28 protein-coding genes are annotated in these 26691 nt (G+C 65.4%); 18 read left to right on the forward strand and 10 right to left on the reverse strand.

The annotated features are described in order from the left end of the window. On the forward strand, positions 1-390 hold the full coding sequence (locus ACGYLX_RS09760) for a biopolymer transporter ExbD (RefSeq protein WP_271692015.1): 390 nt from the start codon (positions 1-3) through the stop codon (positions 388-390). Then, the gene (locus ACGYLX_RS09765; RefSeq protein WP_394449072.1) at positions 387-1355 is read left to right on the forward strand and encodes a TonB family protein; all 969 of its coding nucleotides are present in this window, start codon (positions 387-389) and stop codon (positions 1353-1355) included. Before ACGYLX_RS09760 ends, ACGYLX_RS09765 begins: the two co-directional genes overlap by 4 nt. Positions 1356-1372: 17 nt before the next feature. Here ACGYLX_RS09765 and ACGYLX_RS09770 read toward each other — a convergent pair whose 3' ends face one another. Next, on the reverse strand, positions 1373-2707 hold the full coding sequence (locus ACGYLX_RS09770) for an aspartate aminotransferase family protein (RefSeq protein ID WP_394449075.1): 1335 nt from the start codon (positions 2705-2707) through the stop codon (positions 1373-1375). Between the two features lie 174 nt (positions 2708-2881). Here ACGYLX_RS09770 and ACGYLX_RS09775 point away from each other — a divergent pair, with 174 nt between their 5' ends. The 6 genes from ACGYLX_RS09775 to gap all read left to right on the forward strand — a co-directional run bounded on the left by ACGYLX_RS09775 (position 2882) and on the right by gap (position 9993). Beyond that, on the forward strand, positions 2882-3889 hold the full coding sequence (locus tag ACGYLX_RS09775; protein ID WP_394449078.1) for a BMP family protein: 1008 nt from the start codon (positions 2882-2884) through the stop codon (positions 3887-3889). Further along, a complete protein-coding gene (locus ACGYLX_RS09780) occupies positions 3890-5437 on the forward strand; it encodes an ABC transporter ATP-binding protein (RefSeq protein ID WP_394449080.1) in 1548 nt (515 codons plus the stop codon). Further along, on the forward strand, positions 5427-6476 hold the full coding sequence (locus ACGYLX_RS09785; RefSeq protein WP_394449083.1) for an ABC transporter permease: 1050 nt from the start codon (positions 5427-5429) through the stop codon (positions 6474-6476). The genes ACGYLX_RS09780 and ACGYLX_RS09785 overlap by 11 nt, the downstream gene beginning before the upstream one ends. Continuing rightward, on the forward strand, positions 6476-7420 hold the full coding sequence (locus ACGYLX_RS09790; RefSeq protein WP_394449086.1) for an ABC transporter permease: 945 nt from the start codon (positions 6476-6478) through the stop codon (positions 7418-7420). The genes ACGYLX_RS09785 and ACGYLX_RS09790 overlap by 1 nt, the downstream gene beginning before the upstream one ends. A gap of 143 nt (positions 7421-7563) precedes the next feature. Further along, positions 7564-8844: an amidohydrolase family protein gene (locus ACGYLX_RS09795; RefSeq protein WP_394449089.1), complete on the forward strand. Its 1281-nt coding sequence runs from the start codon at positions 7564-7566 to the stop codon at positions 8842-8844. 147 nt (positions 8845-8991) lie between these two features. Then, positions 8992-9993, forward strand: a complete 1002-nt coding sequence (gene gap, locus ACGYLX_RS09800) for a type I glyceraldehyde-3-phosphate dehydrogenase (RefSeq protein WP_271689316.1) — start codon at positions 8992-8994, stop codon at positions 9991-9993. 39 nt (positions 9994-10032) lie between these two features. Here gap and ACGYLX_RS09805 read toward each other — a convergent pair whose 3' ends face one another. Next, the gene (locus ACGYLX_RS09805) at positions 10033-10560 is read right to left on the reverse strand and encodes a winged helix DNA-binding protein (protein ID WP_394419125.1); all 528 of its coding nucleotides are present in this window, start codon (positions 10558-10560) and stop codon (positions 10033-10035) included. 198 nt (positions 10561-10758) lie between these two features. On the opposite strand from ACGYLX_RS09805, the gene ACGYLX_RS09810 reads away from it, so the two are divergent. After that, positions 10759-11826 carry a Hint domain-containing protein gene (locus ACGYLX_RS09810; RefSeq protein ID WP_394449091.1) on the forward strand — a complete coding sequence of 356 codons (1068 nt, stop codon included), beginning with the start codon at positions 10759-10761 and terminating at the stop codon, positions 11824-11826. Positions 11827-11856: 30 nt separating this feature from the next. Here the strand turns inward: ACGYLX_RS09810 and ACGYLX_RS09815 are convergent, their stop codons facing one another. Beyond that, positions 11857-12426 (reverse strand): TlpA family protein disulfide reductase, encoded by a 570-nt coding sequence (locus tag ACGYLX_RS09815; protein ID WP_394449094.1) that lies wholly within the window; start codon positions 12424-12426, stop codon positions 11857-11859. Positions 12427-12449: 23 nt separating this feature from the next. Here ACGYLX_RS09815 and argH point away from each other — a divergent pair, with 23 nt between their 5' ends. From argH to ACGYLX_RS09845, 6 genes are read left to right on the forward strand one after another with little or no spacing between them, the layout of a single operon-like run. After that, a complete protein-coding gene (argH, locus tag ACGYLX_RS09820; RefSeq protein ID WP_394449097.1) occupies positions 12450-13841 on the forward strand; it encodes an argininosuccinate lyase in 1392 nt (463 codons plus the stop codon). After that, entirely contained in the window at positions 13838-14017 is a 180-nt protein-coding gene (locus ACGYLX_RS09825) for a hypothetical protein (RefSeq protein WP_271689320.1), read from the forward strand. Before argH ends, ACGYLX_RS09825 begins: the two co-directional genes overlap by 4 nt. 8 nt (positions 14018-14025) lie before the next feature. Next, positions 14026-14175: a hypothetical protein gene (locus tag ACGYLX_RS09830; RefSeq protein ID WP_394449100.1), complete on the forward strand. Its 150-nt coding sequence runs from the start codon at positions 14026-14028 to the stop codon at positions 14173-14175. Continuing rightward, positions 14175-14492, forward strand: coding sequence for a DUF2834 domain-containing protein (locus ACGYLX_RS09835; protein WP_067262174.1), 318 nt, complete (start codon positions 14175-14177; stop codon positions 14490-14492). The genes ACGYLX_RS09830 and ACGYLX_RS09835 overlap by 1 nt, the downstream gene beginning before the upstream one ends. A gap of 27 nt (positions 14493-14519) precedes the next feature. Then, complete coding sequence (gene lysA / locus ACGYLX_RS09840; protein ID WP_394449103.1) at positions 14520-15785, forward strand: diaminopimelate decarboxylase; 1266 nt, start codon at positions 14520-14522, stop codon at positions 15783-15785. A 35-nt stretch (positions 15786-15820) separates the two neighbouring features. Next, entirely contained in the window at positions 15821-18373 is a 2553-nt protein-coding gene (locus ACGYLX_RS09845; protein WP_394449105.1) for a DUF4175 domain-containing protein, read from the forward strand. A gap of 6 nt (positions 18374-18379) precedes the next feature. On the opposite strand, the gene ACGYLX_RS09850 is transcribed toward ACGYLX_RS09845, so the two are convergent. Next, positions 18380-19360: a zinc-ribbon domain-containing protein gene (locus ACGYLX_RS09850; RefSeq protein WP_394449108.1), complete on the reverse strand. Its 981-nt coding sequence runs from the start codon at positions 19358-19360 to the stop codon at positions 18380-18382. 162 nt (positions 19361-19522) lie between these two features. Here ACGYLX_RS09850 and ACGYLX_RS09855 point away from each other — a divergent pair, with 162 nt between their 5' ends. From ACGYLX_RS09855 to ACGYLX_RS09865, 3 genes are read left to right on the forward strand one after another with little or no spacing between them, the layout of a single operon-like run. Continuing rightward, positions 19523-20200, forward strand: a complete 678-nt coding sequence (locus ACGYLX_RS09855) for a cell division ATP-binding protein FtsE (RefSeq protein WP_394449111.1) — start codon at positions 19523-19525, stop codon at positions 20198-20200. Beyond that, a complete protein-coding gene (locus ACGYLX_RS09860) occupies positions 20197-21105 on the forward strand; it encodes an ABC transporter permease (RefSeq protein WP_271689330.1) in 909 nt (302 codons plus the stop codon). The genes ACGYLX_RS09855 and ACGYLX_RS09860 overlap by 4 nt, the downstream gene beginning before the upstream one ends. Then, the gene (locus tag ACGYLX_RS09865) at positions 21102-21839 is read left to right on the forward strand and encodes a lysophospholipid acyltransferase family protein (protein ID WP_394441801.1); all 738 of its coding nucleotides are present in this window, start codon (positions 21102-21104) and stop codon (positions 21837-21839) included. Before ACGYLX_RS09860 ends, ACGYLX_RS09865 begins: the two co-directional genes overlap by 4 nt. 386 nt (positions 21840-22225) lie before the next feature. On the opposite strand, the gene lpdA is transcribed toward ACGYLX_RS09865, so the two are convergent. From lpdA to odhB, 6 genes are all read right to left on the reverse strand, one after another. Further along, entirely contained in the window at positions 22226-23614 is a 1389-nt protein-coding gene (lpdA, locus tag ACGYLX_RS09870; protein WP_394449114.1) for a dihydrolipoyl dehydrogenase, read from the reverse strand. A 94-nt stretch (positions 23615-23708) separates the two neighbouring features. Beyond that, positions 23709-24104 carry an MAPEG family protein gene (locus ACGYLX_RS09875; protein WP_067261925.1) on the reverse strand — a complete coding sequence of 132 codons (396 nt, stop codon included), beginning with the start codon at positions 24102-24104 and terminating at the stop codon, positions 23709-23711. Next, positions 24101-24364: a hypothetical protein gene (locus ACGYLX_RS09880; protein WP_394449117.1), complete on the reverse strand. Its 264-nt coding sequence runs from the start codon at positions 24362-24364 to the stop codon at positions 24101-24103. Before ACGYLX_RS09880 ends, ACGYLX_RS09875 begins: the two co-directional genes overlap by 4 nt. An 11-nt stretch (positions 24365-24375) precedes the next feature. After that, the gene (locus tag ACGYLX_RS09885; protein ID WP_322329214.1) at positions 24376-24759 is read right to left on the reverse strand and encodes an MAPEG family protein; all 384 of its coding nucleotides are present in this window, start codon (positions 24757-24759) and stop codon (positions 24376-24378) included. Beyond that, positions 24756-24977, reverse strand: a complete 222-nt coding sequence (locus tag ACGYLX_RS09890; RefSeq protein ID WP_271689337.1) for a hypothetical protein — start codon at positions 24975-24977, stop codon at positions 24756-24758. The genes ACGYLX_RS09885 and ACGYLX_RS09890 overlap by 4 nt, the downstream gene beginning before the upstream one ends. Before the next feature lie 130 nt (positions 24978-25107). Then, the gene (odhB, locus tag ACGYLX_RS09895; protein WP_394449120.1) at positions 25108-26691 is read right to left on the reverse strand and encodes a 2-oxoglutarate dehydrogenase complex dihydrolipoyllysine-residue succinyltransferase; all 1584 of its coding nucleotides are present in this window, start codon (positions 26689-26691) and stop codon (positions 25108-25110) included.

The raw sequence follows: 26691 nt of genomic DNA on the forward strand, positions 1-26691 counted from the left end.
ATGCGACCCATCGCCAAGGCCAAGCCGCAACGCGAACCGACCATCGCGCTGATCAACATCGTCTTTCTGATGCTGGTCTTCTTCATGGTCGCAGGCACCCTGTCGCAGCCGCTCGATTCCGATCTCAACCTCGTCGAAACCCGCGAGCTTGAGGGGCGCGCCCCGCCGAATGCGCTGGTGGTCCATGCCGATGGCCGCATGACCTACGCAGGCCAAGACCGCGCCAGCGTGGCCGATTTCATCGACGCGCTGCCCGAAGAAGAGCGCGACACCGTGCGGCTTCTCCCCGACCGCGCGCTGCCCGCCCGCCGCCTTGTCGAACTGACCCGCGAATTGCGCGGGGCAGGGGCCGCGCGCGTCATGCTTGTCACCGAAAGGGCGCTGCAATGATCCCTCGTTCCGGTCTCGTCAAAACACTTTCCATCGGCGTCGCGGCCAGCCTCGTCGTGGGCGTGTCGCAACTCGCCCAGATCGACGACAGCGCCAAGATCGCAGGCGGCGGCGCGCCCGCCGCGGCCCAGCTTGGCACGCGGTTTGAGGATATGGCGGTCGGCACATTGGATGCCGAACCGGTGGAAGAGATCACCCCAACCCCCGAACCCGAACCGCTGGAGACCGCAGAGGCGCTGCCGCCGACCCCCGCGCCGGAGCCCACGCTCACCCCCACGCCTGCGCCCGTCGCAGAGCCGGTGCAGGCGGTTGAGGCCGAGCCGATGCCCGTGGCCCCGCCCGCCGCCGCGCCGACAGAGACGCCGGTCTTGCCCGCCTTGACCCCGGTCGAAACCCCGCCCGAGACGACTGAGGCCACGCCAACGATCACGGCTGCCGCCCCGGTGCCGCCGGTCGAAACCCTCACCGCCGAGGCCGAGGATGACGCGCCGCGCCTGTCGCAGCGCCCGCAGCGCCGCGACCCCGAACGCGCCGCCGAGGCCGCCAAAAAGGCCAAGCCCAAGCCACAGCCGAAACCCAAGCCCAAACAAACCACGCGCGGCAATGCAAAGCGCAACAACACCAAGGGCGCGCAGACCGCCAGCCGCGCGGGCAACGCCGCGCAATCCGGCACCCGTCAGCGGGCCGCCGCACCTGCGGGCAATGCGGCGGCCAGCAACTATCCCGGCAAGGTGATGAGCCGCATCGCCCGCGTCGGCAAGCCGCGCGTCCGCTCCCGCGGCACAGCCGTAATCGCCTTTTCCATCGGTGGGGGCGGGCAGTTGGCAGGGGTCCGCGTGGCACGCAGTTCCGGGTCGGCGGCGCTGGATCAGGCGGCCCTTGGCATCATCCGCAAGGCCGCCCCTTTCCCGCGCCCGCCCGCCGGGGCGCGGCGCAACTTCTCGATCCAGATCAAAGGCCGGTAACAGGGCAGGCGGAGGGCTCAGCCCTCCGCGATCACCCCGTCGACCGCCGTGCCCAGCATCTCGACCGTCATCTCGATTTCCTCGGGCGGGGAGGTAAAGGCCGGAGCCAGCAGAACGTGATCCCCCGCCGTGCCATCGGCGCAGCCCTGCGAAGGGTAGCAGATCATCCCAGCCTCCATCCCCGCGCGCTGGATCTTGCCCGCAAGGTTGCGGCTGACGTCAAAGGGCGTCTTGCTGTCGCGCTCAGCCACCAGTTCGATGGACCAAAACAGCCCGCGCCCGCGAATGTCACCGACATAGGCGTGCTGGCCGAAGCGCTCGCGCAGCGCGGCCTCCAACTGCTGCCCCCGGATGCGCACCGCGCTCAGCAAATCGCGGCTCTCGACCTCTTGCAGCACCGCCAGCGCGCCCGCCGTGGCCACCGCATGGGACATATAGGTGTGCCCGTTCCACAGGTTGCCGCTGCCCGCCATGATCGCCTCGATCACGCTTTGCCGCGCCATCACCGCCGCGATCGGCTGGTAGCCCGCGCCGAGGCCCTTGGCCATCGTGGTGATGTCGGCGCAGATCCCTTCCTGCTCCAGCGCAAAGAGGCTGCCGGTGCGCCCCATGCCGCACATCACCTCATCGGCGATGAGTAGCACGCCGTGGCGGTCGCAGATCTCGCGCACATGTTTGAAATAGCCCTCGGGCGCGGGCTGCGAGCCGAGCGAGGCGCCGACCACCGGCTCGGCTACGAAGGCGGCGACCGTCTCTGGCCCAAGTTCAACGATCCGCGCCTCCAACTGATCCGCCAGCCGCCGCGCGAAATCCGCCGCGCTTTCGCCATCGCGTTGCAGGCGGTAGGCATAGGCGGCATCGATATGCTCGACCTCCATCAACATCGGGGCGAAGGGCTTGCGGCGCCCGGCATGACCGCCCACGGCCAAGGCCCCCAGCGTATTGCCGTGATAGCTGGGCTTGCGCGCGATGATCTTGGCGCGCGCCGTGTCGCCGCGCTCCAGATGGTACTGCCGGGCGAGCTTCAGTGCCGCCTCCATCGCCTCCGACCCGCTGCCCAGATACATGACCCGGCCTTCGCCCGTACCCTCGGGCGCGCGGGCGATCAGATGGTCGGCCAACGCCTCTGCCGGGGCGTTGGTGAAAAGGCCAGTATGGGCAAAGGCAAGCTTGTCCATCTGCGCGGCGACGGCGGCGCGCACGGCGGCATTGTCATGCCCAAGGCTTGATACAGCCGCACCGCCACAGGCGTCCAGATAGCGCTTCCCCTTGTCATCAATAAGGAAATTTCCTTCTCCGCGTACGATCACAGGTTGCGTGGCGCGCAGGTTACGGTGCAATACATGGCTCATCGTAGAATCCGATCCTTGGGGTCGACCCTATTTACCGCTTCGCTTGCTGACTGCCACATTAATCAGCACAACGCGCGTATTCGGAAAAGCTTGGGCTGACCTAGGGTCAGGAGAAGCTTGACAGGTAAAATATTTTATCAAACGGTAAAATACCTAACCAACGGGGGATAAAAGATGACACAACGTACATTCACACGCCGCTTCCTATTGGGCACGGCAGCCATGCTGGCGGGTGCCAGCCTTTTGCCGCAGGGCGCGCTGGCCGCCGAGCCGATCAAGGTTGCGGGCGTCTATACCGTGCCGGTGGAACAGCAGTGGGTCAGCCGCATCCACAAGGCCGCCGAGGCGGCGCAGGCGCGCGGCGACATCGAGTATACCTTCACCGAGAATGTCTCCAACACCGATTATGCCCGCGTGCTGCGTGAATATGCCGAGGCCGGCAACCAGTTGATCGTGGGCGAGGTCTTCGGCGCCGAGGCCGAGGCCCGCGAAGTCGCCGCCGATTACCCCGAGGTCGCCTTCCTCATGGGCTCCAGCTTCAAGCAGGACGAGGCGCTGCCCAACTTCGCGGTCTTCGACAACTACATTCAAGACGCGGCGTATCTGTCGGGCATCGTAGCAGGGTCGATGACCGAGAGCGGCAACATCGGCATGGTCGGCGGCTTCCCGATCCCGGAAGTGAACCGCCTGATGCACGCCTTCATGGCCGGTGCGCAGGAAATGAACCCCGATATCAAGTTCCAAGTCAGCTTCATCGGCTCTTGGTTCGATCCACCCAAAGCCAAGGAAACCGCCTTTGCCATGGTCGAGCAGGGGGCAGACGTGCTCTATGCCGAGCGTTTCGGCGTGTCCGACGCGGCGCAGGAGAAGGGCGTGCTGGCCATCGGCAATGTGATCGACACGCAAGCCGAATATCCCGAGACCGTCGTCGCCTCCGCCCTGTGGCATTTCGAGCCGACGCTTGACGCCGCCATCGCCGCCGTCAAGGCGGGCGAGTTCAAGGCCGACGACTACGGCCGCTATTCCTTCATGGCCGAGGGTGGCTCTTCGCTCGCCCCTCTGGGCACCTTCGAGGGCAAGGTCCCGCAGGAGGCGATGGACCTCATCGAGGAGCGCGAGAAGGCGATCCGCGACGGGTCCTTCACGGTCGAGATCAACGACGAAGAGCCGAAGTCCAACTAAATGACCGATCAAAACCCCGAGGCGCAGGTGGTCCTGCGCCTCGATGGCATTACCAAGCGATTTGGCAAACTCACCGCCAATGACGCGATCAGCTTTGATCTGCGGCAGGGCGAAGTCATTGCCCTGCTGGGCGAGAACGGCGCGGGCAAGACCACGCTGATGAATATCCTGTTCGGCCATTACACGCCGGACGAAGGCCATGTCGAAGTCTTTGGCCAGCGCCTGCCTGCGGGCAATCCGCGTGCTGCATTGGCCGCGGGCGTGGGCATGGTGCACCAGCATTTCACGCTGGCCGACAATATGACCGTGCTCGAAAACATCGTGCTCGGCACCCGCTCGATCTGGCGCCCCGGCTTTGGCCGTGCGCAGGCGCGGCAGCGGATCGTGGCGCTGATGGAGGACTACGGGCTGCGGGTGGACCCCGACGCGCAGGTCGGCAGCCTCAGCGTCGGAGAGCGCCAGCGGGTTGAGATCCTCAAAGCGCTCTACCGCGAGGCGCGCATCCTGATCCTCGACGAGCCGACCGCCGTTCTGACCCCGCAAGAGACCGAAGACCTCTTCGCCACCATGCGAAAAGCGGTCGCTCTTGGCCTCTCGGTCATTTTCATTTCCCACAAGCTGCACGAGGTCATGGCGATCTCCTCGCGCGTCGTGGTGCTGCGTCACGGCAAGCTGGTGGCCGAGGCCAAGACCGCCGAGACCGACCGCGCCGCCATGGCGCAGATGATGGTGGGCTCCGAAGTTGCGGCACCCGTCGTGCGCCGCGCCGATCCCGGTGCCGGGCTGGTGACGCTGCAAGGGGTCAGCACCCCGGACGTCGGCAGCGCCCCGGGACTGAAAAACGTCGATCTGGAACTGCGCGCGGGCCAGATCACCGGCCTCGCCGGGGTGTCCGGCAACGGACAGACGGCGCTTGCTGACCTGATCGGCGGGCTGATCCGTCCTGCCTCGGGTACGTTTCACGTGAAAGGCGACGCCCCGCGCGGCTGGTCGCCCCATGCCGCCATCGGCGCGGGCATCGCCCGCATCCCCGAGGACCGGCACAAGACCGGCACCATCGCCGATTTCGATCTCACCGAGAACGCGGTGCTCGAGCTCTATTCCCGCCCCGGGTTTTCCCGCCACGGCTGGATGAACTGGCGCGCCGCGCGCGATTTCGCCGCCAAGATCATCAAGGGCTACGACGTGCGCTGCCCCGGGCCAGAGACGCGCATCCGCCTTTTGTCGGGCGGTAACATGCAAAAGCTGATCTTGGGTCGGGTGCTGGAAACCGCGCCTTCGGTGGTGCTGGCCAACCAACCGGTGCGTGGCCTCGACATCGGGGCGCTCACCTACGTGCACGAACAACTCTTGGCCGCCCGCGACCGCGGGGCGGCGGTGCTCTTGATCTCCGAAGACCTCGACGAGGTCACGGCGCTGTCGGACGTGATCCACGTGATCTCCGAAGGCCGCCTTTCGCCCCCCTTCGCCCGCGGCGCGCTCACCCCCGCCGAGCTGGGCGTCTGGATGGCGGGCGATGGATTCGAGGAGACCTCCCATGCGGCTTGAACCCGTCGCCAACCCCACATGGACCCGCTCGCTGGGCCTGCCTGCGCTGGCGCTTTTCGCCACCGTGGTCATAGCCTCGCTTTTGGCAATGGTCGCGGGCGCGCAGCCCTTCTCGGTGCTGGGCCTGATCGTCAAAGGCGCCTTCGGCTCGAAGTTCGCCCTGCTGGAGACGCTCAACCGCGCCACGCCGCTCATCTTCACCGGCCTCGCCGTAGCCGTCGCCTTCCGCGCGAAACTGTGGAACATCGGCGCCGAGGCGCAGCTTTACATGGGCGCGGTGGTCACCGTGGTATTGGGCACCGGCGCGCTGGCATGGCCCAGCTTCGCGCTGCTGCCGACGATTGCCGTCGCCGCCATGCTCGCCGGGGCCGTGGTGCTGCTGGTGCCGACCTTCCTCAAGACCCGCTTCGGCGTCGATGAGGTCGTCACCACGCTGCTCTTGAATTTCGTCGTGCTGCTCTGGGTCTCCATGCTGCTCGAAGGCCCGCTGAAAGACCCGATGGGCCTCGGCTGGCCCAAATCCGCGCGGCTGATCGGAGAGGCGCGGCTACCCCGCATCGCCGAGGGGTTGCGCCTGCATTGGGGCTTCGGCCTCGCGCTGATCTCGGCGCTGGTCGTCTGGGTGATCCAGCGCCGCAGCACGCTGGGCTACGAGATGCGCGCGGTGGGGCTGAACCCCGCGGCGGCGCGTTTCGCTGGCATCCCGGTGAACGCGGTGCTGATCAAGACGGCGCTGCTGTCGGGTGGGCTTGCAGCACTGGCGGGCTTTTCCGAGGTGGCGGGACTGAAAGGCAGCCTCACCTTGGATATCTCGCCCGGCTTTGGCTACACCGGCATCATCGTCGCCATGCTGGCGTTGCTCAATCCCTTAGGCGTCGTGGTCGCCGCGCTCTTCGTCGCGGGCATCTTCGTCGGCGCCGACAGCATGAGCCGCGCCGCGGGCGTGCCCACCTACCTTGCCGATATCATGCTGGCGCTGGCGCTTTTGGCGATGGTGTTGGCGATCATGCTGACCAAATTCCGGGTGAGGCGCGACTGATGGACATTCTCGACATCCTCCTTCAGGCGAGCTTCTGGACCGCCGCCATCCGCATCGCCTCGCCGCTGATCTTCGCCGCCTTGGGCGAGCTGATCTGCGAGCGGGCAGGGGTGCTGAACCTCGGCATCGAAGGTATCATGGTCGTCGGCGCTTTCGCCGGCTGGCTCACCGTCTACCTCGGCGGCGGGCTGTGGTTCGGCGTCGCGGTGGCGATGCTTTCGGGCATGGCCTTCGGCCTCGTGCATGGCGTGCTGACCGTGCCCTTTGGCCTCAGCCAGCATGTCGTCGGCCTCGGCATTACGCTGCTGGCGACCTCGCTCACCTATTACTGCTATCGCCTCGCGCTGCCTGAAGTGACTTCGCCCCCCAAGATCGAAGCCTTCCAGCCACTGGAAATCCCGCTCCTGTCGGACATCCCGGTGATCGGTCCCGCGCTCTTTTACCAGACCCCGCTGACCTATCTGGCCTTCGCGCTGGTGCTGGTCGTGACGCTGGTGCTCTACCGCACCCCGATGGGCCTTGCCCTGCGCGCGGCGGGCGAGAACCCGGCGGCGGTCGAGGCGCAAGGTCTCAGCGTGTCGGCCATCCGCATCGGCGCGGTGATGGTCGGCAGCGGGCTGATGGCTGTGGGCGGGGCCTTCCTGACCATGTCGGCCTTTAACTCCTTCTTCTTCGAGATGGTCAACGGACGCGGCTGGATCTGCATCGCGCTGGTGGTTTTTGGCTCGTGGAAACCGGGGAAGACGCTTCTGGGCGCGGTGTTGTTCGCCGCCTTCGATGCCCTGCAGATCCGGGTGCAGCAGACGCCGCTCGGCGCGGACATTCCCTATCAGATTTTCCTGATGGCACCCTATATCCTGTCGATCCTCGCACTGGTCGTCATGTCGCGTCGGGCGCAGGTGCCAGCGGCGCTGATGGTGCCGTTCAACAAAGGTGAGCGATAAGTAGGACGCTCCCTTTCAACCCGTTCCGTCCGGCCGCAGGCCGGACAGCCCCCGACCGCCCCCATGGGCGGGGGCTTCACCCCCACCCGCGGCCGGGAGCTGTCCTTCGTGGTATTCAGCCCCGCTTCAACAAGGACCAAACCATGTTCGACCTCATCATCAAAGGCGGCACCCTCCCCGACGGCCGCACCTCCGACATCGGCATCAAGGGCGACAAGATCGCCGCCATCGAAGACCTCTCGACCGCCGAATCCCGCGAGACCATCGACGCCAGCGGAGACCTCGTCAGCCCGCCCTTCGTCGACCCGCATTTCCACATGGATGCCACGCTCAGCTACGGCACACCGCGGATCAACGCCTCGGGCACGCTCCTGGAAGGCATCGGCCTCTGGGGCGAGTTGAAGGAGGTGATGACCCAGGATGAGGTCAAAGCCCGCGCACTGGAATACTGCGATTGGGCCGCCTCGCTGGGCCTTCTGGCGATCCGCAGCCATGTCGACACCTGCGACGACCGGCTTCTGGGCGTCGAAGCCCTGCTCGACGTGCGCGAGACGGTGAAGGACTACATCGACCTGCAACTCGTCGCCTTCCCGCAAGACGGCCTCTACCGCGACCCGACGGCGCATGAGAACACCATCCGCGCGCTGGACATGGGCGTCGACGTGGTGGGCGGCATCCCGCATTTCGAGCGTACCATGGCCGACGGCGCGCGCTCCGTCACTGCCCTATGCGAACTCGCCGCCGAGCGCGGCCTCATGGTCGACCTGCATTGTGACGAGACCGACGACCCCCATTCGCGCCACATCGAGACGCTGGCTTATGAGACTCAACGCCTCGGGTTGCAGGGCAGGGTGGCCGGATCGCATCTGACCTCAATGCATTCGATGGACAATTACTACGTCTCGAAACTGCTGCCGCTGATGGCCGAGGCGCAGGTCGCGGCGATCCCCAACCCGCTGATCAACATCACTCTCCAGGGTCGCCACGACACCTACCCGAAACGCCGTGGCCTGACCCGCGTGAAAGAGATGCAGGCCATGGGCATCGACGTGGGCTGTGGGCAGGACTGCGTGATGGACCCGTGGTATTCCATGGGCACGGGCGACATGCTCGACGTGGCCTTTATGGGTCTGCACGTGGCGCAGATGACCTCGCCCGAGGAGATGCGCCGCTGCTTTGACATGGTGACGAATGTGAACGCGCGGATCCTCGGCTTGCAGGACTACGGGCTGCGCGTTGGTGCGACCGCCTCGCTGGTGGTCCTCGACGCAGGCAACCCGATCGAAGCGCTGCGCCTGCGGCCCGATCGGCTCTGCGTCGTGGCCAAGGGGCGCGTGATCTCACGCCAAGCGCGCAACGACGCGCGGCTCAGCCTGCCGGGGCGGCCCGACAGCGTGCGCCGCCGCCATAGCGCGCATTCGTAAAACCGGGCTGAAAACAGGCCCAAAATCGGCGCCTTGAAACCGGGTGCCGATTTCCTACCTCAGGCCAATTGAACTCCGTCGCACCCGATGCTATGTTAGCGCTAACCGCGCCAATCCGCCCGAAACCGGGCCACCGGAGGACTCACCATGACCACTAAAATCGCCATCAACGGCTTTGGCCGCATCGGACGCTGCGTGCTGCGCGCGCTGATCGAGAACGGCTTTGACGGGATCGAAGTCGTTGCCATCAACGACCTGACCGATGCCGAGAACCTGCTGCACCTGCTGAAATACGACTCCGTCCATGGCCGCCTGCCGGTGGATGCGGAATTGAAGGACGGCACCCTGCATGTGGCGGGCCAGAGCATCCGCATGACGGCAGAGCGCGATCCGGCGAAGCTGCCTTGGGGCGACGTCGATGTGGCCTATGAATGCACCGGTTTCTTCACCGCCCGCGACGCGGCGGCGAAACATCTGGAGAATGGCAGCAAACGCGTGTTGATCTCGGCCCCCGGCAAGGGTGTGGACCGCACCGTGGTCTACGGCGTCAACCATGATGAGTTGACCGGTGAAGACGTGATCGTCTCCAACGCGTCCTGCACCACCAACTGCCTCGCCCCCGTGGCCAAGGTGCTGGACGATACTTTCGGGATCGAAACCGGCTATATGACCACGATCCACGCCTATACCGGCGACCAGCCGACCCACGACAGCCCGCACCGCGACCCGTATCGTGGCCGCGCCGCCGCCCTGTCGATGGTGCCCACCTCAACCGGGGCCGCCGCCGCGATTTCCGAGGTGATCCCGCACCTTAAAGGCGTGCTCGAAGGGTCCGCTGTGCGGGTGCCGACGGCCAATGTCTCGCTCGTGGACCTGTGCATCATGCCCAAGAAACCCGCCACGGCAGAGGCGGTGAACGCCGCGATGCAAGAGGCGGCCGATGGCGCGTTGAAAGGCGTGCTGGCCTATGAGCCCGCGCCGCTGGTCTCGACCGATTTCAACCACGATCCGCATTCCTCGACCCTCGCGCCCGATCAGACGCGGGTGACCGATGGCGGCATGATCCGCGTGGTCAGCTGGTATGACAATGAATGGGGTTTCTCGAACCGCATGAACGACACCGCGCGCGCCATTGCCGCGCTGATTTAAGCTATTGCCGGCGCGGGGGGCAGCCCTCGCGCCCGCGCTCTACAGCGAGGCTGCCGCGCGGCTCGCTTGGTCATATTGCCCCGACATCGCCCGAAGCTGCGCCGCAATCTTGCGCAGTTCCTCGCCCGAGATATCGGTGCGCGGCAAGCCATCCAGAAAGCACGCCTGACGGATCGCGCGATAGGCTTCGCACAGCTCGGCGCCCGCAGGCGAGGTGCGATAGAACACCTCCTTGCCGCGCTTCTCTGCGGTCAGCAATTCGGCCTTCACCAGCTTTCGAAGGGCGTAGTTCACCGTATGCGTGTCTTCGATGTTGAGCAGGAAGCAGATATCCGTCAGCCGCTTCTCCCGGCCCCGGTGGTTGGCGTTGTGCAGCACGAGGATTTCCAGCGGCGTAAGATCGCCGTTCCCCGCCGCCGCCATGCAACGCGACATCCAGCGCGTGAAGGCGTTATAGGCAATGATCATGCCATATTCGAGTTCGGAGGCCTCCCAGCCATCGCCCTCGGCCAAGTGACGCGAAGAGACGATCCGGCGTGACGGGGTGGGGGGTACTTCTTCCGACATGCGGTGCCTCCGGCTGATTGACCCCCCTGACGTTACCAAGACGCTGACAATTTACAAGCGTTTCGCGGCGCTTCGCCGGTCCGGCGGGGACAAAGATCAATTTGCAACAGGTTGCGCCGCCACATTTGCTCCATCTTTCGCGCGGCCCCCGGCTTTGCTAGGCTGCTGGCAATAATAAACGAGGCAGGCAGAGCAGTTATGAAAACGGGCTTTCGAGGCACGTTTGTCATCAGCTGGTCGCAAACAGAGATCGACGGTCTGGAGGCCGCGCCGGTGCAGTCGCTCGAACTGGGCTCGGCCTGGGCGTGGCGCGGGGATACCATCCGGGTGGATGGGCCGAATGATGTGCTGCGGCTGGATATGTCGGACGGGGCAGAGCGGCTGCGCAAACGCGCGGCCCGCAAGGTGCAGCGCCTGATCGGGGCAGCGCTTGAGGAGGGGGGCATGATGCCGCCCGCGCCGCGGCGCGATCTGGGCACGGCCCCGCTGCCCGACGACAGCTTCATGGTCACCAATGGTGCGCGGACCTACACCGTCACCCTGATTGACGCAGGCCCGGGGCGGATGCCGCTGCTGATGTTCGTCGATGAGCTGCCCCCGCGCGACAGTGAACTTTGGGTGATGCACAGCACCCTGACCCCCGCGCGCGCTGACCGGCCCGAGCGCGGTGGGGTGATCTGTTTCACCCCCGGCACCCGCATCCGCACCCCCAAGGGCAGCGCCCTGATCGAAGAGTTGCGCGAGGGCGATCTGATCCAGACCAAGGACAATGGGGCACAGCCGCTGGAGTGGATCGGCAGCCGCCGGATGACCGGCGCGCGGCTGCATGCCATGCCGCATCTGCGCCCCGTGCGCTTCCGCCCCGGTGCCTTAGGGCTCGCCCGGCCCGACGCCCCGCTGCTGGTCTCGCCCGACCACCGGATCGTGCTGCAAGGCGCTCAGGCCCGTAATCTGTTCAACTGCGACGAAGTGCTGGTCGCAGCCAAAGATCTGATCAACGGCCACAGCGTGGCCAGCGATATGTCCCTGCGCGAGGTGACCTATGTCCATGTGTTGCTGGCCGAACATCAGGTGATGTGGGCCAATGGGATCGAGACGGAAAGCTTTCACCCCGCCTCCGCCCCCCTGACCAGCCTTGGCGCGCAGGACCGGGCGCGGCTGCTGGCCGCATATCCGCAGCTTGAGACGGATCCGCACAGCTATGGCGGTTTCGCGCGGCGCAATCTCAGCACATCGGAGGCGGCGATCCTGCGGCATGTGGCGTGAGAGCCGGGCGCGGGCGCCCGACTTGGCCGCTTAGCTATCGGCGCCTTCTTCGATCAGGGCCGCGATGATCGCCCGCGCGCTGTCGGAATCCCATTTTGCATCGCCCTGCAACCGGGCAATCTCGCGCCCCTCGCGGTCTAGGATCACGCTGATCGGCAGGCCGAACACGCCCATCTGGCTGGCAAGCTTTTGCTTCGGGTCTTGGTGGCGGGGCAGGCTGTCGACGCCCGCTTCCTCGAAGAACCGTTTGATCCCTTCCTCAGAGTTGCGCCCCGTGGCGATGGTCAGCACCTGAAAGTCATCGCCGCCGAATTCCTTTTGCAAGGCGTTCAACTGCGGCATCTCCTTGCGGCAGGGCGCGCACCATGTGGCCCAGAAGTTCACCAGCACGACCTTGCCTTCGTAATCCGCCAGCGACATCGCCTCGCCATCGTCCTCACGCTCAAAGGTCACGTCAGACGCTGCCTGCGGCGCGTCATGGATCACGAGTTTCTTCATGTCCCCTTCGCGCAGCCCCGCGATGTCAGCCGTTCCGGCAAGGGCGGGGTTTGCACCTGCGACAAGCAGCGTATAAACGAGGCCGAGCACAAGATTTTTCATACGTCCCTCCAAGGGTATTCAACATGACCGACACGACCTCGAACAAAATGTGGGGCGGGCGTTTCGCCGCCGGACCGGATGCGATCATGGAGGCGATCAACGCCTCGATCGGGTTCGACAAACGGATGGCCGCGCAAGACATCAAAGGGTCGCGTGCCCATGCCGCCATGCTGGCAGCCACAGGCATCCTGACTGATAACGACGCTGACGCGATACGGGAAGGGCTTCTCACAATCTTGTCAGAGATCGAAGAGGGCCGGTTCGAATTCTCCGCCGCGCTGGAAGACATCCACATGAACGTGGAGGCACGGCTGAAAGACCTGATTGGTGAGCCCGCAGGCCGCCTGCACACGGGCCGCAGCCGTAATGACCAAGTCGCCACCGATTTCAAACTCTGGGTGCGCGACCAATTGGACGCCGCCGACGAGGGGCTGCAAGCCCTGATCCGCGCGCTTTTGTCTCAGGCCGAAGCGGGGGCCGATTGGGTCATGCCGGGCTTTACGCATCTGCAAACCGCGCAGCCCGTGACATGGGGCCACCACATGATGGCCTATGTGGAGATGTTTGGCCGTGACCTGTCGCGCATCCGCGATGCGCGGGCGCGGATGAACGAATGCCCGTTGGGGGCCGCCGCACTGGCGGGCACCTCCTTCCCGATCGACCGCGAGATGACGGCAGAGGCGCTTGGTTTCGACCGCCCCGCCGCGAACTCCCTCGACGCGGTGAGCGACCGCGACTTCGCGCTGGAATTCATGTCAGCCGCCAGCATCTGCGCCATGCACCTGTCGCGCTTCGCCGAGGAACTGGTGATCTGGTCCTCCGCGCAGTTCCGTTTCGTGGCGCTGTCGGATCGTTTTTCGACCGGCTCCAGCATCATGCCGCAAAAGAAAAACCCCGACGCTGCCGAGCTTATCCGCGCCAAAGTGGGCCGCATCTTTGGCGCCAACACCGCGCTGATGATGGTGATGAAGGGGCTGCCGCTGGCCTATTCCAAGGACATGCAAGAGGACAAAGAGCAGGTCTTTGACGCCGCCGACAACCTGATGCTGGCGCTGGCCGCGATGACCGGCATGGTGGGCGACATGACCGCCGAGCGTGAGAACCTCGCCGCCGCCGCAGGCTCGGGCTTTTCGACCGCCACCGATCTCGCCGACTGGCTGGTGCGCGTGCCGAACCTGCCGTTCCGCGACGCGCATCACGTCACCGGCACGCTGGTCGCCATGGCCGAAGCGCAGGGTTGCGATTTGCCGGACCTGACGCTGGAGCAGATGCAATCGGTCCATGCCGAGATCACTGCGGATGTTTTTGGTGTGCTTGGCGTCGAAAAATCGGTAAACTCGCGCATGTCTTATGGCGGCACCGCGCCTGTGCAGGTGCGTGCCCAGATCGCGCGTTGGAAGGGAATCCTGAAGTGAAACGCCTCCTTGCGGCCCTTTCCCTGTTGAGCCTTGCCGCCTGTGGCGCGGATGGCGAACCGGTGCGGCCCACGGCGAGCAGCAGCATCACCATGTCCTCGTCGGGCGTCTCGGTAGGCACAGCGGTGGGGCTGCGCCGGGGGCCGTTCTCCGTCTCGCTTGGGGCCGGGTCGTGAGGCCGCTGTTGCAGATCACACTGGTGGCCGGGGCGCTTGCCTTGGCCGCTTGCACCCCGCCGCAGTCCAGCCCACGGCAGGCCGCGCCGACACCGCCGACCGAGCCGGGGATCAGCCTGTCGGGCTATGCCACCGTCGGCGTGGTCAAGAGTTTCTGATGTCGCTTTTGCGGATGCTCTACCTCGCCCTCGCGGTCTGGGGGGCGGTGCATCCGATGTATTACTTCGTCACATGGTTCAACGCCGAAGGCTGGAGCCTGAGCGCCATGGTGGACGCATGGCACGCCAATGCCGCCGCCAGCGGGCTGGTCTGGGACCTGACCATCGCCGCCGTCACTTTGACCATCTGGATCATTGCCGAGGTCGCCGTGCGGCGCAATTTCCTCAGCCTGATTGCCATTCCCGCCACGTTCTGTATTGGGGTGAGCTGTGGCCTGCCGCTCTATCTTTTCCTGCGGACAGCGCCCATCAGATAAGCGGCGACGACATGGGGCCAAGCGCAGATGGATCATTTTCTCTATAAAGACGGTGTGTTGCACGCCGAAGACGTAAGCCTGGCCGAGATTTCCGCCGCCGTGGGCACGCCTGTCTATGTCTATTCCACCGCCACGCTGCTGCGCCATTTCCACCTTTTTGACGACGCGCTGTCGGGGATGGACCATCTGGTCTGCTATGCGATGAAGGCGAACTCCAACCAAGCCGTCTTGCGCACGTTGGCGCAGGCGGGCGCGGGGATGGATGTGGTCTCGGGCGGGGAATACCGTCGGGCGAAAGCAGCAGGCGTGCCGGGCGATAAGATCGTCTTTTCCGGCGTTGGCAAGACCCGGGAAGAGATTGAGCTGGCGCTGACGGGGGGCATCCGCCAGTTCAATGTCGAGAGCGAGCCGGAGATGATCCTGCTGGATGTCGTGGCGCGTGAATTGGGCAAAGTGGCCCCGATCACCATCCGCGTGAACCCGGATGTGGACGCGAAAACCCACGCCAAGATCGCCACCGGCAAGAGCGAGAATAAGTTCGGCATCCCCATCGCCCGCGCCCGCGAAGTCTATGCCATGGCGGCCAAACTGCCGGGGCTCAATATCGTCGGCATCGACGTGCATATCGGCAGCCAGTTGACCGATCTCGCCCCCTTTGAGCAAGCCTATGGCAAGGTCGCGGAACTGACCGAGGTGCTGCGCGCCGATGGCCATGACATCCGGCGGCTCGACCTTGGCGGCGGCTTGGGGATCCCTTACGAGCGGTCGAATTCCGCCCCGCCGCTGCCCACGGATTACGGCGCGATGGTGCAGCGCACGCTGGGGCATCTGGGCTGCGAGGTCGAGATCGAGCCGGGCCGCCTGATCGCGGGCAACGCAGGTGTGCTGGTGAGCGAGGTGATCTATCTTAAATCCGGCGAGGGCCGCGATTTCTTGATCCTTGATGCCGCGATGAACGATCTGATCCGCCCCGCGATGTATGACGCATGGCATGACATTGTGCCGCTGAACGAACCCGCCCCGGGAGCCGAGCCGCGCCCCGTCGATATCGTGGGCCCGGTCTGCGAATCCGGGGATACTTTTGCGAAACAGCGGATGATGCCGGTGCTGGGCTCAGGCGATCTGGTGGCCTTCCGCTCTGCCGGGGCTTACGGCGCGGTGATGAGCAGCGAGTATAATTCGCGGCCCCTGATCCCCGAGGTGCTGGTGAACGGCGATCAATTCGCGGTTATCCGCCCACGGCCAAGCTTTGACGAAATGATAAACCGCGATACCATCCCTGAATGGCTTTGACGGCATCCCGCCGCCGGGCCACCGGAGCGTGACGCATGGAGACTTCCACTGACAGGACAGACGGGCTGCGCGCTTTGCGTTGGCCCCTGCGGCTGACCTGGGCGGGGATGCTGGCCGAGGCGCTGGTGCAGGCGCTTTGGCCCATGTTGGCGCTAGTGCTGGCGGTGCTGGCGGCGCTGATGATGGGGGCGCAGGATGCTCTGGCAGGCGGCGCGCTTTGGACCGTGCTTGCCGTCATCGGTCTTGCGGCCCTCTTTGCTTTGTTCTTTGCCCTGCGCCGTTTCCGCCTGCCATCCCGCGCGGCGGCGCTGGCGCGGTTGGATGCCAGCCTTCCGGGGCGGCCCATTCGGGCGCTCTTGGACGATCAGGCGATTGGCGCGGGCGATGCCGCCTCGGCGGCGGTCTGGCAAGCGCACCAGCGGCGCATGGCCGCGCGGGCGGCTGCGGCGAAACCGGTGAAGGGCGACCTTCGGGTCGCGCAGGCCGATCCCTATGCGCTGCGCTATGTGGCTTTGCTTGGGTTCATCGTGGCGCTTGTCTTTGGCTCCGTCTGGCGGTTGGGCGAGGTGACGCATCTGGCCCCCGGCGGGGCGGGCGGCACGCTCGCCTCCGGCCCCGTTTGGGAAGGCTGGGCCGAGCCGCCGCGCCATACCGGCAAGCCGACGCTCTACCTCAACGATCAGAAGGCCGGCGCGCTGTCGCTGCCTGAGGGCACGCTGATCACCCTGCGGCTCTATGGGGAATTGGGCGCGCTGACGGTGGCGGAGAACGTCTCGGGCCGGGAAGTGGCGGCATCCTCGGAACCCGCGCAGGATTTCACCCTGCGCCAAAGCGGTGAGATCAGCATCGACGGGCCGGGGGCGCGGGCGTGGCAGATCACGCTTTTGCCCGATGCCGTGCCGCAGGTCGAACGGCTCGGCCCGCCTGAGGTGACCGCCTTGGGAGAGATGAGCCTGCCGTTCCTTGCGCGCGACGACTATGGCGTCGAAGCCGGAGAGGCGCGGATCAGCCTCGATCTGGCCTCCGTCGACCGACGCTATGGTCTGACCGTCGACCCCGAGCCGCGGCCTGAGATCGTCGTGCCGCTGCCCATGCCGATCAGCGGCGACCGGCGCGATTTCGAAGAGACGTTGATCGAGAATTTCTCGAAACACCCATGGGCCAATCTCCCGGTGTCGCTGCAACTTTCGGTCTTGGACGCCTCCGAACAGCAGGCCGTGACCGAGGTGAGCCGGTTGACCCTGCCGGGGCGGCGTTTTTTCGATCCGGCGGCGGCGGCGGTGATCGAGATGCGGCGCGATCTTTTATGGTCGCGCGCAAATGCGCCGCGCATTGCGCAGGTGCTGCGCGCGGTGAGTTATGCCCCCGGCGATGACCTGCGCTCGGAGGTGACGGCGCTGCGGCTCAAGCAGGTGATCCGGCGGCTGGAACTGCGGGCGCGCTACGGGCTGGACGAAGAGCTGCAGACCGATCTGGCCGAAGACCTTTGGGCGCTGGCGATCGAGTTGGAAGAAGGCGTGCTGGCCGATGCGCTTGAGCGGATGCGCCGCGCACAGGACCGGCTGAACGAGGCGATGAAGAACGGCGCCTCTCAGGCCGAAATCGCCGAGCTGATGGACGAGCTGCGCCGCGCCACCGAAGACTACCTTGAGCAACTCCAGCGGCAGCAGGCGCAGGAGGGCGCGGGCGAAGACCAGCAGCCGCAGGGCGAGGCGATGCAGATGACCCAAGACGATCTGCAACGCATGATGGACCGCATTCAGGAGTTGATGGAGCAGGGCCGCATGGCCGAGGCCGCCGAGGCGCTGCGCCAGTTGCAGGAAATGATGGAGAACATGCGCGTCACCGAAGGCCAGCCGGGTCAGGGCGGCAATTCGCCCGGTGAGCAGGCGATGGAGGGGCTGTCGGACACGCTGCGCGAACAGCAGGGGCTGAGCGATCAGGCCTTCCGCGATCTGCAAGAACAGTTCAATCCCGGCACCGGCGCGGGCGAGAGTGACGGCAACGAAGGCCGCAACGGCGGGCAGGGGCGCGGCGAGAGCCATGAAGGCCAGCGCGGGCAGGGCGGCCCCTCTGGTGAAGAAGGGGGCGAGGAAGGGCTGGCCGGACGCCAGCAAGCACTGCGCGACGAGCTGCGCCGCCAGCAGGGGCGTTTGCCCGGGCAGGGCACGGCTGAGGGGGACGCGGCCCGCGACGCGCTGGACCGCGCGGGCGAGGCGATGGACCGCGCCGGAGAGGCGCTGCGCCGCGATGAACTGGCCGAGACGATCGACAATCAGGCGCAGGCGATGGAGGCGCTGCGCGAGGGCATGCGCGCCCTCGGTGAAGCAATGGAGCAGGAGCAACGCGCAGGCCAGCCGGGCCAAGGCACGGCAGAGGGCGGGGATCAGCGTGGCGAGGGGCGCGATCCGCTTGGGCGAGAGCAGGGCGGCAGCGGGGCCAACAGCTCGGACGCGCCGCTGGCGCAGGGGCCGGATGATCAGGGCCGCGCGCGGCGGTTGCTGGACGAAATCCGCCGCCGCTCGGGCGAGGCGGAGCGGCCCGAGGTCGAGCGGGATTACCTTAACAGGCTGTTGGATCGGTTCTGATCGGGGTTAGCCCTGAGATTGGGTCGCCACGGTGTCGAGCCAGACCAGCAGGTCTTGCAACTGCCCGTCGAGCCAGAGCCGCGCATCGTCCATCCATGCCACATAGGATGACAGATAGGGATCGGCCTGCGGCAGGGACTGCGCGATCTCGGGCGCGTAGACATAGACCGCCGCGAGCAGGGCCGCTAAAACGATCATTATGGTGAACCCCCGCATGAACCCGCCGGATTTCTGCGGCTTTTCGGGGCGGTCGAGCGCGGCGGTGGGGGTGGGCCCGGCCTGCGCGCCCTCTTGCCCGTCATGGCGCAGAGTCGAGTTAATCTCTTCGATATCGGGCAGAAGATCGCGGCGCGAGGCGCTGCCATAGGCGTCAACCTCGCTTTCCGGCACCGGCTCTCCGCGCATTTTGGCCATGCGCAGCCGGGCCTCATGGGCGCGGCGGGCGTCTTCATCCTCGGGCACATGGTCGTCCGCGGCGATCTCGGGCGTGCGCTGCGGCTGGGGCCGGGGCGCGTCATCAAGGCCGAGGTCCGGCTGGCTTTCCAGCGGTTCCGACTGGCGGCGGCGGCGGGCTTCTTGCTCTGCCGCGGCCTCTTGACGGAGGATCTCTGCGATGGCGGGGTCGAGGGGGCGGCGCACCGGCGCGGCGGGGGCGGGCTGGGGCGTTTCCTCCTCGGGGTCGAATTCGTCTTCGAAGTCGTCGTCTTGATCGTCTTCAAAGGGCGCGTCTTCCTCTTCATCGCCGAAGGGCTGCAAATCGGGCAGGCTGGCCGCTGCGGCGGCTTCCGTGTCCTCATCCGGGCCGCGCTGCTTCATCCGCATCACGTCGTCGGCGAAATCATCCTCTTCGGCCTCTGGCGCATTGTCGGGGTGATGCTGGAACCAAGTCTGCCCGCAGTTGGAACATTGCACATCACGCCCCGCTGCCGGCATCACATCGTCGGGGACTTCGTATTGCGCGTCGCAGTTGGGGCAGATCAGCCGCATGGTCATTCCTGGGTTCGTTCGGTGCTCTGAGATCGTAACGGGCAGCATATGTCCTAGAATAACGTAGGAAAAGTGATATCTGGGCAGGGTGCTGGGGTTCTGAGTGATTGAATCCTTTCCGGTGCTGAGGCACAACAGGTCGAAGTTTTTTAAGGTGGATGCGTGATAGAGCTCGAAAATGTGGCCTACAGCTATGGCGGGGGCGAATTGCTGTCCGACATCACGCTGAAACTCGCCCCCGGATCGTTCCATTTTCTGACCGGCCCTTCGGGCGCGGGCAAGACCACCTTGATGAAGCTCTGCTACGGGGCGCTTTTGCCCACGGCGGGGCATCTGCGGATGTTTGGGCAAGACGTGCGCGGGCTGGGGCGCGATGACATCGCGCTGATGCGCCGCCGTGTCGGCGTGGTGCACCAAGACGTAAAATTCCTCGACCATCTCCCCCTGACCGAGAATGTGGCCCTGCCGCTCAATGTCTCGGGCCGCGGGGCCGAGGCGGGGGGCACGGATCTGGAAGAATTGATGTCTTGGGTTGGCCTCACTAACCGCGTCGATGCCTTGCCGCCTGAGCTTTCGGGCGGGGAGCGGCAGCGGGCCGCATTGGCGCGCGCGGTGATCATGTCCCCCGATGTGATCTTGGCGGATGAGCCGACAGGGAACATCGACTGGGACATGTCCCAGCGGCTGCTCCGGCTGCTGATCGAGTTGAACCGCATGGGCAAGACCGTGTTGATCGCCACCCATGATCTGGGCCTCATCCGCGCCACCAAGGCGCATGTGCAGGCCCGCGTGCTGCGCATCGCGAACCGGCGCATCCAACTGGCGGGGGCGGATCTGTGAAGCGCTTCGATCTGGGCGCCCTGCGCGCGATTTTCAAAGGCGACCGGCAGGCCGACCGCGTGGTGCCGCCTTCGGGGTTCACCGCGCAGTTGACGCTTTTCGCAGCGGGGGCGATGGCCTTTCTGGCGGTCTTTGCCTTGGCGCTGTCGCTGGCCTCGGGCCGGTTGGCGCAGGTCTGGGGGCAGGAGTTGGCGCAGTCGGCGACGGTGCGGATCGTGGCGCCGCTGGACCAACGGGCGGCCCAGACGGAGGCAGCTTTGAAGGTGTTGCAGACGACCAAGGGTGTGGCCTCGGCCCGTGCGCTGACGGATGCGGAGCAGGAAGAGCTGCTCGCCCCGTGGTTCGGCCCGGAACTGGCGATGGAGAACCTGCCGGTGCCGCGCCTGATCGAAGTGGTCGAGGAGGGTGAGGGGTTGGACCCCGTGGGCCTGCGCCTGCGTCTCTCGGCTGAGGTGCCGGGCGCGGTGTTGGACGATCACAGCCGTTGGCGCGCGCCGCTGGTGGCGGCAGCGAGCCGCCTGCGCCTCTTGGGCTGGATTTCGACCCTGCTGATCGGGGCTGCAGTGGCCGCGATGGTGACGCTTGCCGCGCAGGCGGCGCTTGCGGCCAATGCGCAGGTGATCGCGGTGCTGCGGCTGGTGGGGGCGACCGATGATTATATCGCGCGGGCCTTCATCCGCCGTTTCACCCTGCGCGCGCTGCTGGGTGCGGCGGCGGGCACGGCTTTGGGCATGATCGCGGTGGTGTTGCTGCCTGACGCGGGCGAGGCAGGCGGATTTCTGACCGGCTTGGGCTTCCAAGGCTGGCATTGGGCCGTGCCGCTGATGGTGCCGCTTCTCGTCGGCGCGGTCGCCTTTGCCGCCACCGGGGCCGCCGCGCGGCGTACATTGAGGGAGTTGACATGAAGCTGCTGCAATGGGTCCGCTCGATCCTTTATATCGTGCAGGTGACCGTGGCGATGCCGGTGATCGGGCTGGCCTTCGCGCCTTGGGCGATGTTTTCCAAACGCGGGGCCTATGCGGGCTGCAAAGCCTATGCCGCTTGGGCTATGTGGACGGCGCGTTGGCTGATCGGCTTGCGCTGCGAAGTGCGCGGCCAAGTCCCCGAGGGTGAGGTTCTGATCGCGGCCAAACATCAATCGTTCCTCGATATCATCATGATCTTCCACGCCCTGCCGCGGGCCAAGTTCATCATGAAGCGCGAGGTGCTTTGGACGCCGGTGATCGGGCAATACACCAAGCGGATGCAAATGATCGCCGTGAACCGGGGCAAGCGCGGGCAGGCGATTACCAAGATGATGGAAGACGTAAACGCGGGCCGGGTGGAGCCGGGGCAGATTGTGATCTATTCCCAAGGCACCCGCGTCGCCCCGGGGCTGAGCGCGCCTTACAAAGTTGGCACGGCGGTGCTTTACGATCAACTGGGGCAGGTCTGCGTGCCTGCGGCGACCAATGCGGGCTACTTCTGGCCACGCCGGGGCCTCTACCGCCGCCCGGGCTTGGCCGTGGTGGAGTTTCTGGAGCCGATCGAGCCGGGGCTGGACAAGCGCACCTTCATGGCGCGGTTGGAGCAGGAAGTGGAGAGCCATTCCGACGCGTTGCTGCGCGAGGCGGGGTGGCGGCCTGCGGAGGCAGGGTAGGCGCGGGGCGCTCGTCTTTTTGGTCTGAGGCCTCTCGGAACGACCCGCCCGGCCGCAGGCCGGGCAGCGCCGACCCGCCCCCGCCGGTCGGCGCTGCCCTTTGCGATTTGTCGGCATGCCGTAGTGCCCGCTGAAACGATGGCTTCGCGGGCTGCAATCTTAGAAATTTAGGAAGCCGTTCGAAAGTGGCGGCGCCGCCGAGGGTGGTGGAAAAGACAGGCGTCACCCTGCATGTCTCTACGTATCGACATGACCCGCGAGGGGCCTCGTCTTCCGTGAATGTCGCGACGGGGGCGGTTGTAGGGCAGGGATGTTAACGCGCGATAGCCGCGGCGTGCGCCGCCTGCGCAACGAAAAGGGGCGGACCCTTGGCCCGCCCCTCTGTCTTACATGTGGATCGGCCCGTCGCCGCAGGCCAGCGCGGCTTCGCGCACGGCTTCGGAATAGGTTGGGTGCGCGTGGCAGGTCATCGCCAGATCCTGCGCCGAGGCGCCGAATTCCATGGCCACACAAACCTCATGGATCAGATCGCCCGCGCCGGGGCCGATGATGTGGCAGCCGAGGATGCGGTCGGTCTCCTTATCCGCGATCAGCTTGACGAAACCGTCGCCGGCAAAGACCGCCTTGGCCCGCGCGTTGCCCATGAAAGAGAACTTGCCGACCTTATAGGCCCGGCCCGCTTCCTTCAGCGTCGCCTCGGTCTCGCCCACGCTGGCGACTTCCGGGTGGGTGTAGATCACGCCGGGGATCACGCCGTAGTTCACATGGCCATGCTTGCCCGCGATGACTTCGGCGGCGGCCATGCCTTCGTCCTCGGCCTTATGGGCCAGCATCGGGCCTTCGATCACGTCGCCGATGGCATAGACGCCTTTGACGGAGGTCTCCCAATGCTCGTTGACGGCGATCTGGCCGCGCTCGGTCATCTTGATGCCGAGATCGTCGAGCCCCATGCCTTTGATCACCGGCTTGCGGCCTGTGGCGACGAGCACGGCATCGGCTTCAATCTCATGTTCGCTGTCGTCCTTGCGCAGCTTGTAGCTGACCGTGGCCTTGCCTTTGGCGACTTCGGTCTTCTGCACGGCAGCGCCCATGACGAAGTTCAGCCCCTGCTTTTTCAGCATGCGTTGGAAGGTCTTTTGCACCTCGGGGTCCATGCCGGGGGTGATCACGTCGAGATATTCGACGACCGTAATCTCGGTCCCCAGACGCGCGTAAACGCTGCCCAGTTCCAGCCCGATCACGCCTGCGCCAATCACCACCATCTTCTTGGGGATCTTGCCCAGTTCCAGCGCGCCGGTGGAGGTCACGACGGTCTTCTCATCGACTTCGACACCCGGCAGCGCTGCGGCTTCGGAGCCGGAGGCGATGATGATGTTCTTGGCCTCATGGACCTCATCGCCGACCTTGACCTTGCCCGCTTCGGGGATCGACCCCCAGCCCTTGAGCCAGTCGATCTTGTTTTTCTTGAACAGAAATTCGATGCCCTTGGTGTTGGTCTCGATCGTCTTGTCTTTGTAGGTCAGCATCTGCTTCCAATCGACGGTCGGCGCTTTCGCCTTCAGACCCATCTCTTCGAAATTATGCTCGGCCTCATGCAGCATATGCGTGGCGTGCAGCAGCGCCTTGGAAGGGATGCAGCCCACGTTGAGGCAGGTGCCGCCGAGGGTCTCACGGCCTTCGACACAGGCGGTTTTCAGGCCCAGTTGCGCGCAACGGATGGCGGCGACATAGCCGCCGGGGCCGGAGCCGATCACGATGACATCATAGCTCGACATGGGGGGTCTCCTTAGCAGTCGGGTGGTGCAGGCAAGGTATGAGGCGCGGGTTTCAGGTGCAAGCGCCGCTGCCTGCGGGTGTCGGGGGAAAGGGTTAAATGAGGGCCGCCAGCAGCATCAGCATGGTCGCGGCGAAACCGACGATCCAGATGAACGACCGATGCGGGCGCAGGCCAAGCGCATAGGCGGGAACATAGAGCAGCCGGGCGATGAGATAGACCCAAGCGCAGGCGGCGGTGAAGGCGGTGTTTTGGGCCGACATCTGCACCACGCCCACGGCGATGCCGAAAAGGATCAGCCCTTCGAAATGGTTGTCGAGCGCACGGCCCAGACGGGCGGTGCGGTCGCTCATCGCGCGCGACGGCTCACGGTCGCGCGCCGACATGGTGTAGCCGGGGCCAAGCTCGCGGTTGGCGGGCACGGCGTAGAGCACGAATTGCAGCCCTTGCAACAGTGCCGCGAGGGTCAGGACGGTCAGCTCGGCGCTCATGCGGATTTCACGAAATAGGCGGTGGAACTGGTCACGGTGCCCTTGTCATCGCTGCTGAGCGCATCGGACCGGGTGAGCCAATCGTCGGCTTTTTTGCGGTCGTTCACATCCAAGAGAACGGAGGCTTTGGTGCTGCTGTCGGCGTGTTGCCAGATTTGCAGCACCGAGAGCCCCGCATTGCGCCGCGCCTCGGCATCGGCGTCGAATGCGTCTTTCCAAGCGGCGAAATCGGTGACGTCGAAGTGGCAGATCATCTGCATGGGAATGCCTTTCAGAGCGCGTGGAAATAAAGAACGGCGGTGGCGGCATAGCCTGCGAGCCACGCTAGCGTGCGGATCGTCGGCACGCCGAGGGCGTAGACGATCAAATAGATGATCCGCGCCAGCAAAAAGACCTGTGCGGCGAGCAAGGTGGCGCTGTTGTTGCGGCCCATGATCTCGACCAGCAGCACGGCGGGGGCGAAGATCGCCATGGCCACGACGGAGTTATCAAGCGCGCGGCCCAGACGGGCGGTCATGCCAGTGGTGGTGCGCGTCTCGTCGCGCGAGGACATCAGGTAGCCCATCGACAGCTGCCGGGTCGCGCCCAGCACCTGCAAGAGGATCGTCAGCATGACCAGAAGGCCATAGGCGGCAAGGAGGGTGGTTTCGGTCATTTCTTTAGCTCCACATGAGGGGCCAATCGCATACCTTTTCGAATCTCGGTGCCATATGATTTCGGTACTCTTGCGAGCTCACAGATCTCTTGAATGTTCTGGCCTTTGAGTTGCTCGGCAAACTCAATCCCGAAGAGGTGAATCGACACGACCACCTGTCGTTCTGCGGCATTGTGATATCGATCGGCAAATGTATTGGCTAAATCTGCGGTTCTCATGGCCTTCTCCTTAAATAGAATGATGCAACAACTTCAGACTACATAATTCGATCTGAAACTTCGCCTATCATTCTTCTAAGAGCGACGGGCCGTATAGCGATAGGGCGGGGGTCGCCCCCCGCCCATAGTATCACAGATCCATCAACAGACGGCGCGGATCTTCCAGCATCTCTTTGACGCGGACGAGGAAGGTCACAGCGCCCTTGCCGTCGATCAGGCGGTGGTCGTAGCTGAGCGAGATATACATCATCGGACGGATCACGACCTCACCGTTGATCGCCATCGGGCGGTCCTGAATTTTCGCCATGCCGAGGATGCCGGACTGCGGCGGGTTCAGAATGGGCGCGGTCATCAGCGAGCCGTAGACGCCGCCGTTGGAGATGGTGAAGGTGCCGCCGGTCATGTCGGCCATGGTCAGCTTGCCGTCACGGGCTTTCTTGCCCATTGCGTTCACGGCCTTCTCGATCTCGGCAAAGGACATCGCGTCGGCGTCCTTGATCACCGGCACCACGAGGCCCGTGGGCGTGCCCGCGGCAACGCCCATGTGGACGTAGTTCTTGTAGATCACGTCGGTGCCGTCGATCTCGGCGTTGACCTCGGGGATCTCTTTCAGCGCGTGGCAGCAGGCCTTGGTGAAGAAGGACATGAAGCCCATCCGCACGCCGTGCTTCTTCTCGAAGTCGGCCTTGTAGGCGTTGCGCAGGGCCATGACCTCGGTCATGTCGACCTCATTGAAGGTTGTCAGGATCGCGGCGGTGTTCTGCGCTTCCTTCAGGCGGCGCGCCATGGTCTGCTTGAGGCGGGTCATCTTGACCCGCTCTTCGCGGGCGGCGTCATCGGGGGCGGAGGCTGCGCGGGGTGCGGCGGGTTTCGCCCCGGCTTTCGGCGCGGAGGCGCCTACGGCCACGGCTTTGGCCACATCTTCCTTCATCACGCGACCGTCACGGCCCGAGCCTGTGACCTGATCGCGGCTGATGCCTGCTTCGGCCATCGCTTTCTTGGCGGAAGGCGCGTCTTCGACATCTTTGCCGTCGGCGGGCTTGGTCTCAGGCGCGGCACCGGCACCGGATTTGGCGTCTTCACCCTTGGGGGCAGCAGCGCCTGCGCCGGTGGTCAGCGCGGCCAGCGTGGCGGACGCTTCGACTGTGCTGCCTTCTTCGGCAAAGATTTCGGCCAGCACGCCTGCGGCGGGGGCGGGGACTTCGACGCTAACTTTGTCGGTCTCCAACTCGCAGAGCATTTCATCGGCTTCGACCTTGTCGCCGACCTTTTTGAACCAAGTGCTCACAGTCGCTTCGGTCACCGACTCGCCCAAGGTGGGCACCTGCACGTCGATGCTTTGACCTTCGCGGGCGGCGACTTCGGTAGCGCCTGCGTCGATTGCTTTGGGCGCATCGCCGCCACGGTCGGACTGGGAGGCGGCACCGGCATCTTCGGCGGCTTCCTTGGCCTTGGGCGCGGCGGCGGTGCCGCTGTCGCCTTCGCTGACATTGGCCAGAAGGGCGTCGACACCCACGGTGTCGCCTTCCTGCGCCACGATCTCGCTCAGGGTGCCAGCGACGGGGCTGGGCACTTCGACGGTGACCTTGTCGGTTTCCAGCTCGCAGAGCATTTCATCCACCGCAACGGTATCGCCGGGTTTCTTGAACCATGTGGCAACGGTGGCTTCTGTGACGGATTCGCCCAGCGTCGGGACGCGTACTTCGCTTGTCAT

It is taken from the genome of Sulfitobacter sp. 1A13496 (assembly GCF_043557225.1).
In the GTDB taxonomy this organism is placed as follows: domain Bacteria; phylum Pseudomonadota; class Alphaproteobacteria; order Rhodobacterales; family Rhodobacteraceae; genus Sulfitobacter; species Sulfitobacter faviae.

Coding starts and splice junctions, on each gene's coding strand:
- ACGYLX_RS09760 (WP_271692015.1), top strand. CDS start 1: ATGCGACCCATCGCCAAGGCCAAGCCGCAACGCGAACCGACCATCGCG.
- ACGYLX_RS09765 (WP_394449072.1), top strand. CDS start 387: ATGATCCCTCGTTCCGGTCTCGTCAAAACACTTTCCATCGGCGTCGCG.
- ACGYLX_RS09770 (WP_394449075.1), bottom strand. CDS start 2,707: ATGAGCCATGTATTGCACCGTAACCTGCGCGCCACGCAACCTGTGATC.
- ACGYLX_RS09775 (WP_394449078.1), top strand. CDS start 2,882: ATGACACAACGTACATTCACACGCCGCTTCCTATTGGGCACGGCAGCC.
- ACGYLX_RS09780 (WP_394449080.1), top strand. CDS start 3,890: ATGACCGATCAAAACCCCGAGGCGCAGGTGGTCCTGCGCCTCGATGGC.
- ACGYLX_RS09785 (WP_394449083.1), top strand. CDS start 5,427: ATGCGGCTTGAACCCGTCGCCAACCCCACATGGACCCGCTCGCTGGGC.
- ACGYLX_RS09790 (WP_394449086.1), top strand. CDS start 6,476: ATGGACATTCTCGACATCCTCCTTCAGGCGAGCTTCTGGACCGCCGCC.
- ACGYLX_RS09795 (WP_394449089.1), top strand. CDS start 7,564: ATGTTCGACCTCATCATCAAAGGCGGCACCCTCCCCGACGGCCGCACC.
- gap (WP_271689316.1), top strand. CDS start 8,992: ATGACCACTAAAATCGCCATCAACGGCTTTGGCCGCATCGGACGCTGC.
- ACGYLX_RS09805 (WP_394419125.1), bottom strand. CDS start 10,560: ATGTCGGAAGAAGTACCCCCCACCCCGTCACGCCGGATCGTCTCTTCG.
- ACGYLX_RS09810 (WP_394449091.1), top strand. CDS start 10,759: ATGAAAACGGGCTTTCGAGGCACGTTTGTCATCAGCTGGTCGCAAACA.
- ACGYLX_RS09815 (WP_394449094.1), bottom strand. CDS start 12,426: ATGAAAAATCTTGTGCTCGGCCTCGTTTATACGCTGCTTGTCGCAGGT.
- argH (WP_394449097.1), top strand. CDS start 12,450: ATGACCGACACGACCTCGAACAAAATGTGGGGCGGGCGTTTCGCCGCC.
- ACGYLX_RS09835 (WP_067262174.1), top strand. CDS start 14,175: ATGTCGCTTTTGCGGATGCTCTACCTCGCCCTCGCGGTCTGGGGGGCG.
- lysA (WP_394449103.1), top strand. CDS start 14,520: ATGGATCATTTTCTCTATAAAGACGGTGTGTTGCACGCCGAAGACGTA.
- ACGYLX_RS09845 (WP_394449105.1), top strand. CDS start 15,821: ATGGAGACTTCCACTGACAGGACAGACGGGCTGCGCGCTTTGCGTTGG.
- ACGYLX_RS09850 (WP_394449108.1), bottom strand. CDS start 19,360: ATGCGGCTGATCTGCCCCAACTGCGACGCGCAATACGAAGTCCCCGAC.
- ACGYLX_RS09865 (WP_394441801.1), top strand. CDS start 21,102: ATGAAGCTGCTGCAATGGGTCCGCTCGATCCTTTATATCGTGCAGGTG.
- lpdA (WP_394449114.1), bottom strand. CDS start 23,614: ATGTCGAGCTATGATGTCATCGTGATCGGCTCCGGCCCCGGCGGCTAT.
- ACGYLX_RS09875 (WP_067261925.1), bottom strand. CDS start 24,104: ATGAGCGCCGAGCTGACCGTCCTGACCCTCGCGGCACTGTTGCAAGGG.
- ACGYLX_RS09880 (WP_394449117.1), bottom strand. CDS start 24,364: ATGCAGATGATCTGCCACTTCGACGTCACCGATTTCGCCGCTTGGAAA.
- ACGYLX_RS09885 (WP_322329214.1), bottom strand. CDS start 24,759: ATGACCGAAACCACCCTCCTTGCCGCCTATGGCCTTCTGGTCATGCTG.
- ACGYLX_RS09890 (WP_271689337.1), bottom strand. CDS start 24,977: ATGAGAACCGCAGATTTAGCCAATACATTTGCCGATCGATATCACAAT.
- odhB (WP_394449120.1), bottom strand. CDS start 26,691: ATGACAAGCGAAGTACGCGTCCCGACGCTGGGCGAATCCGTCACAGAA.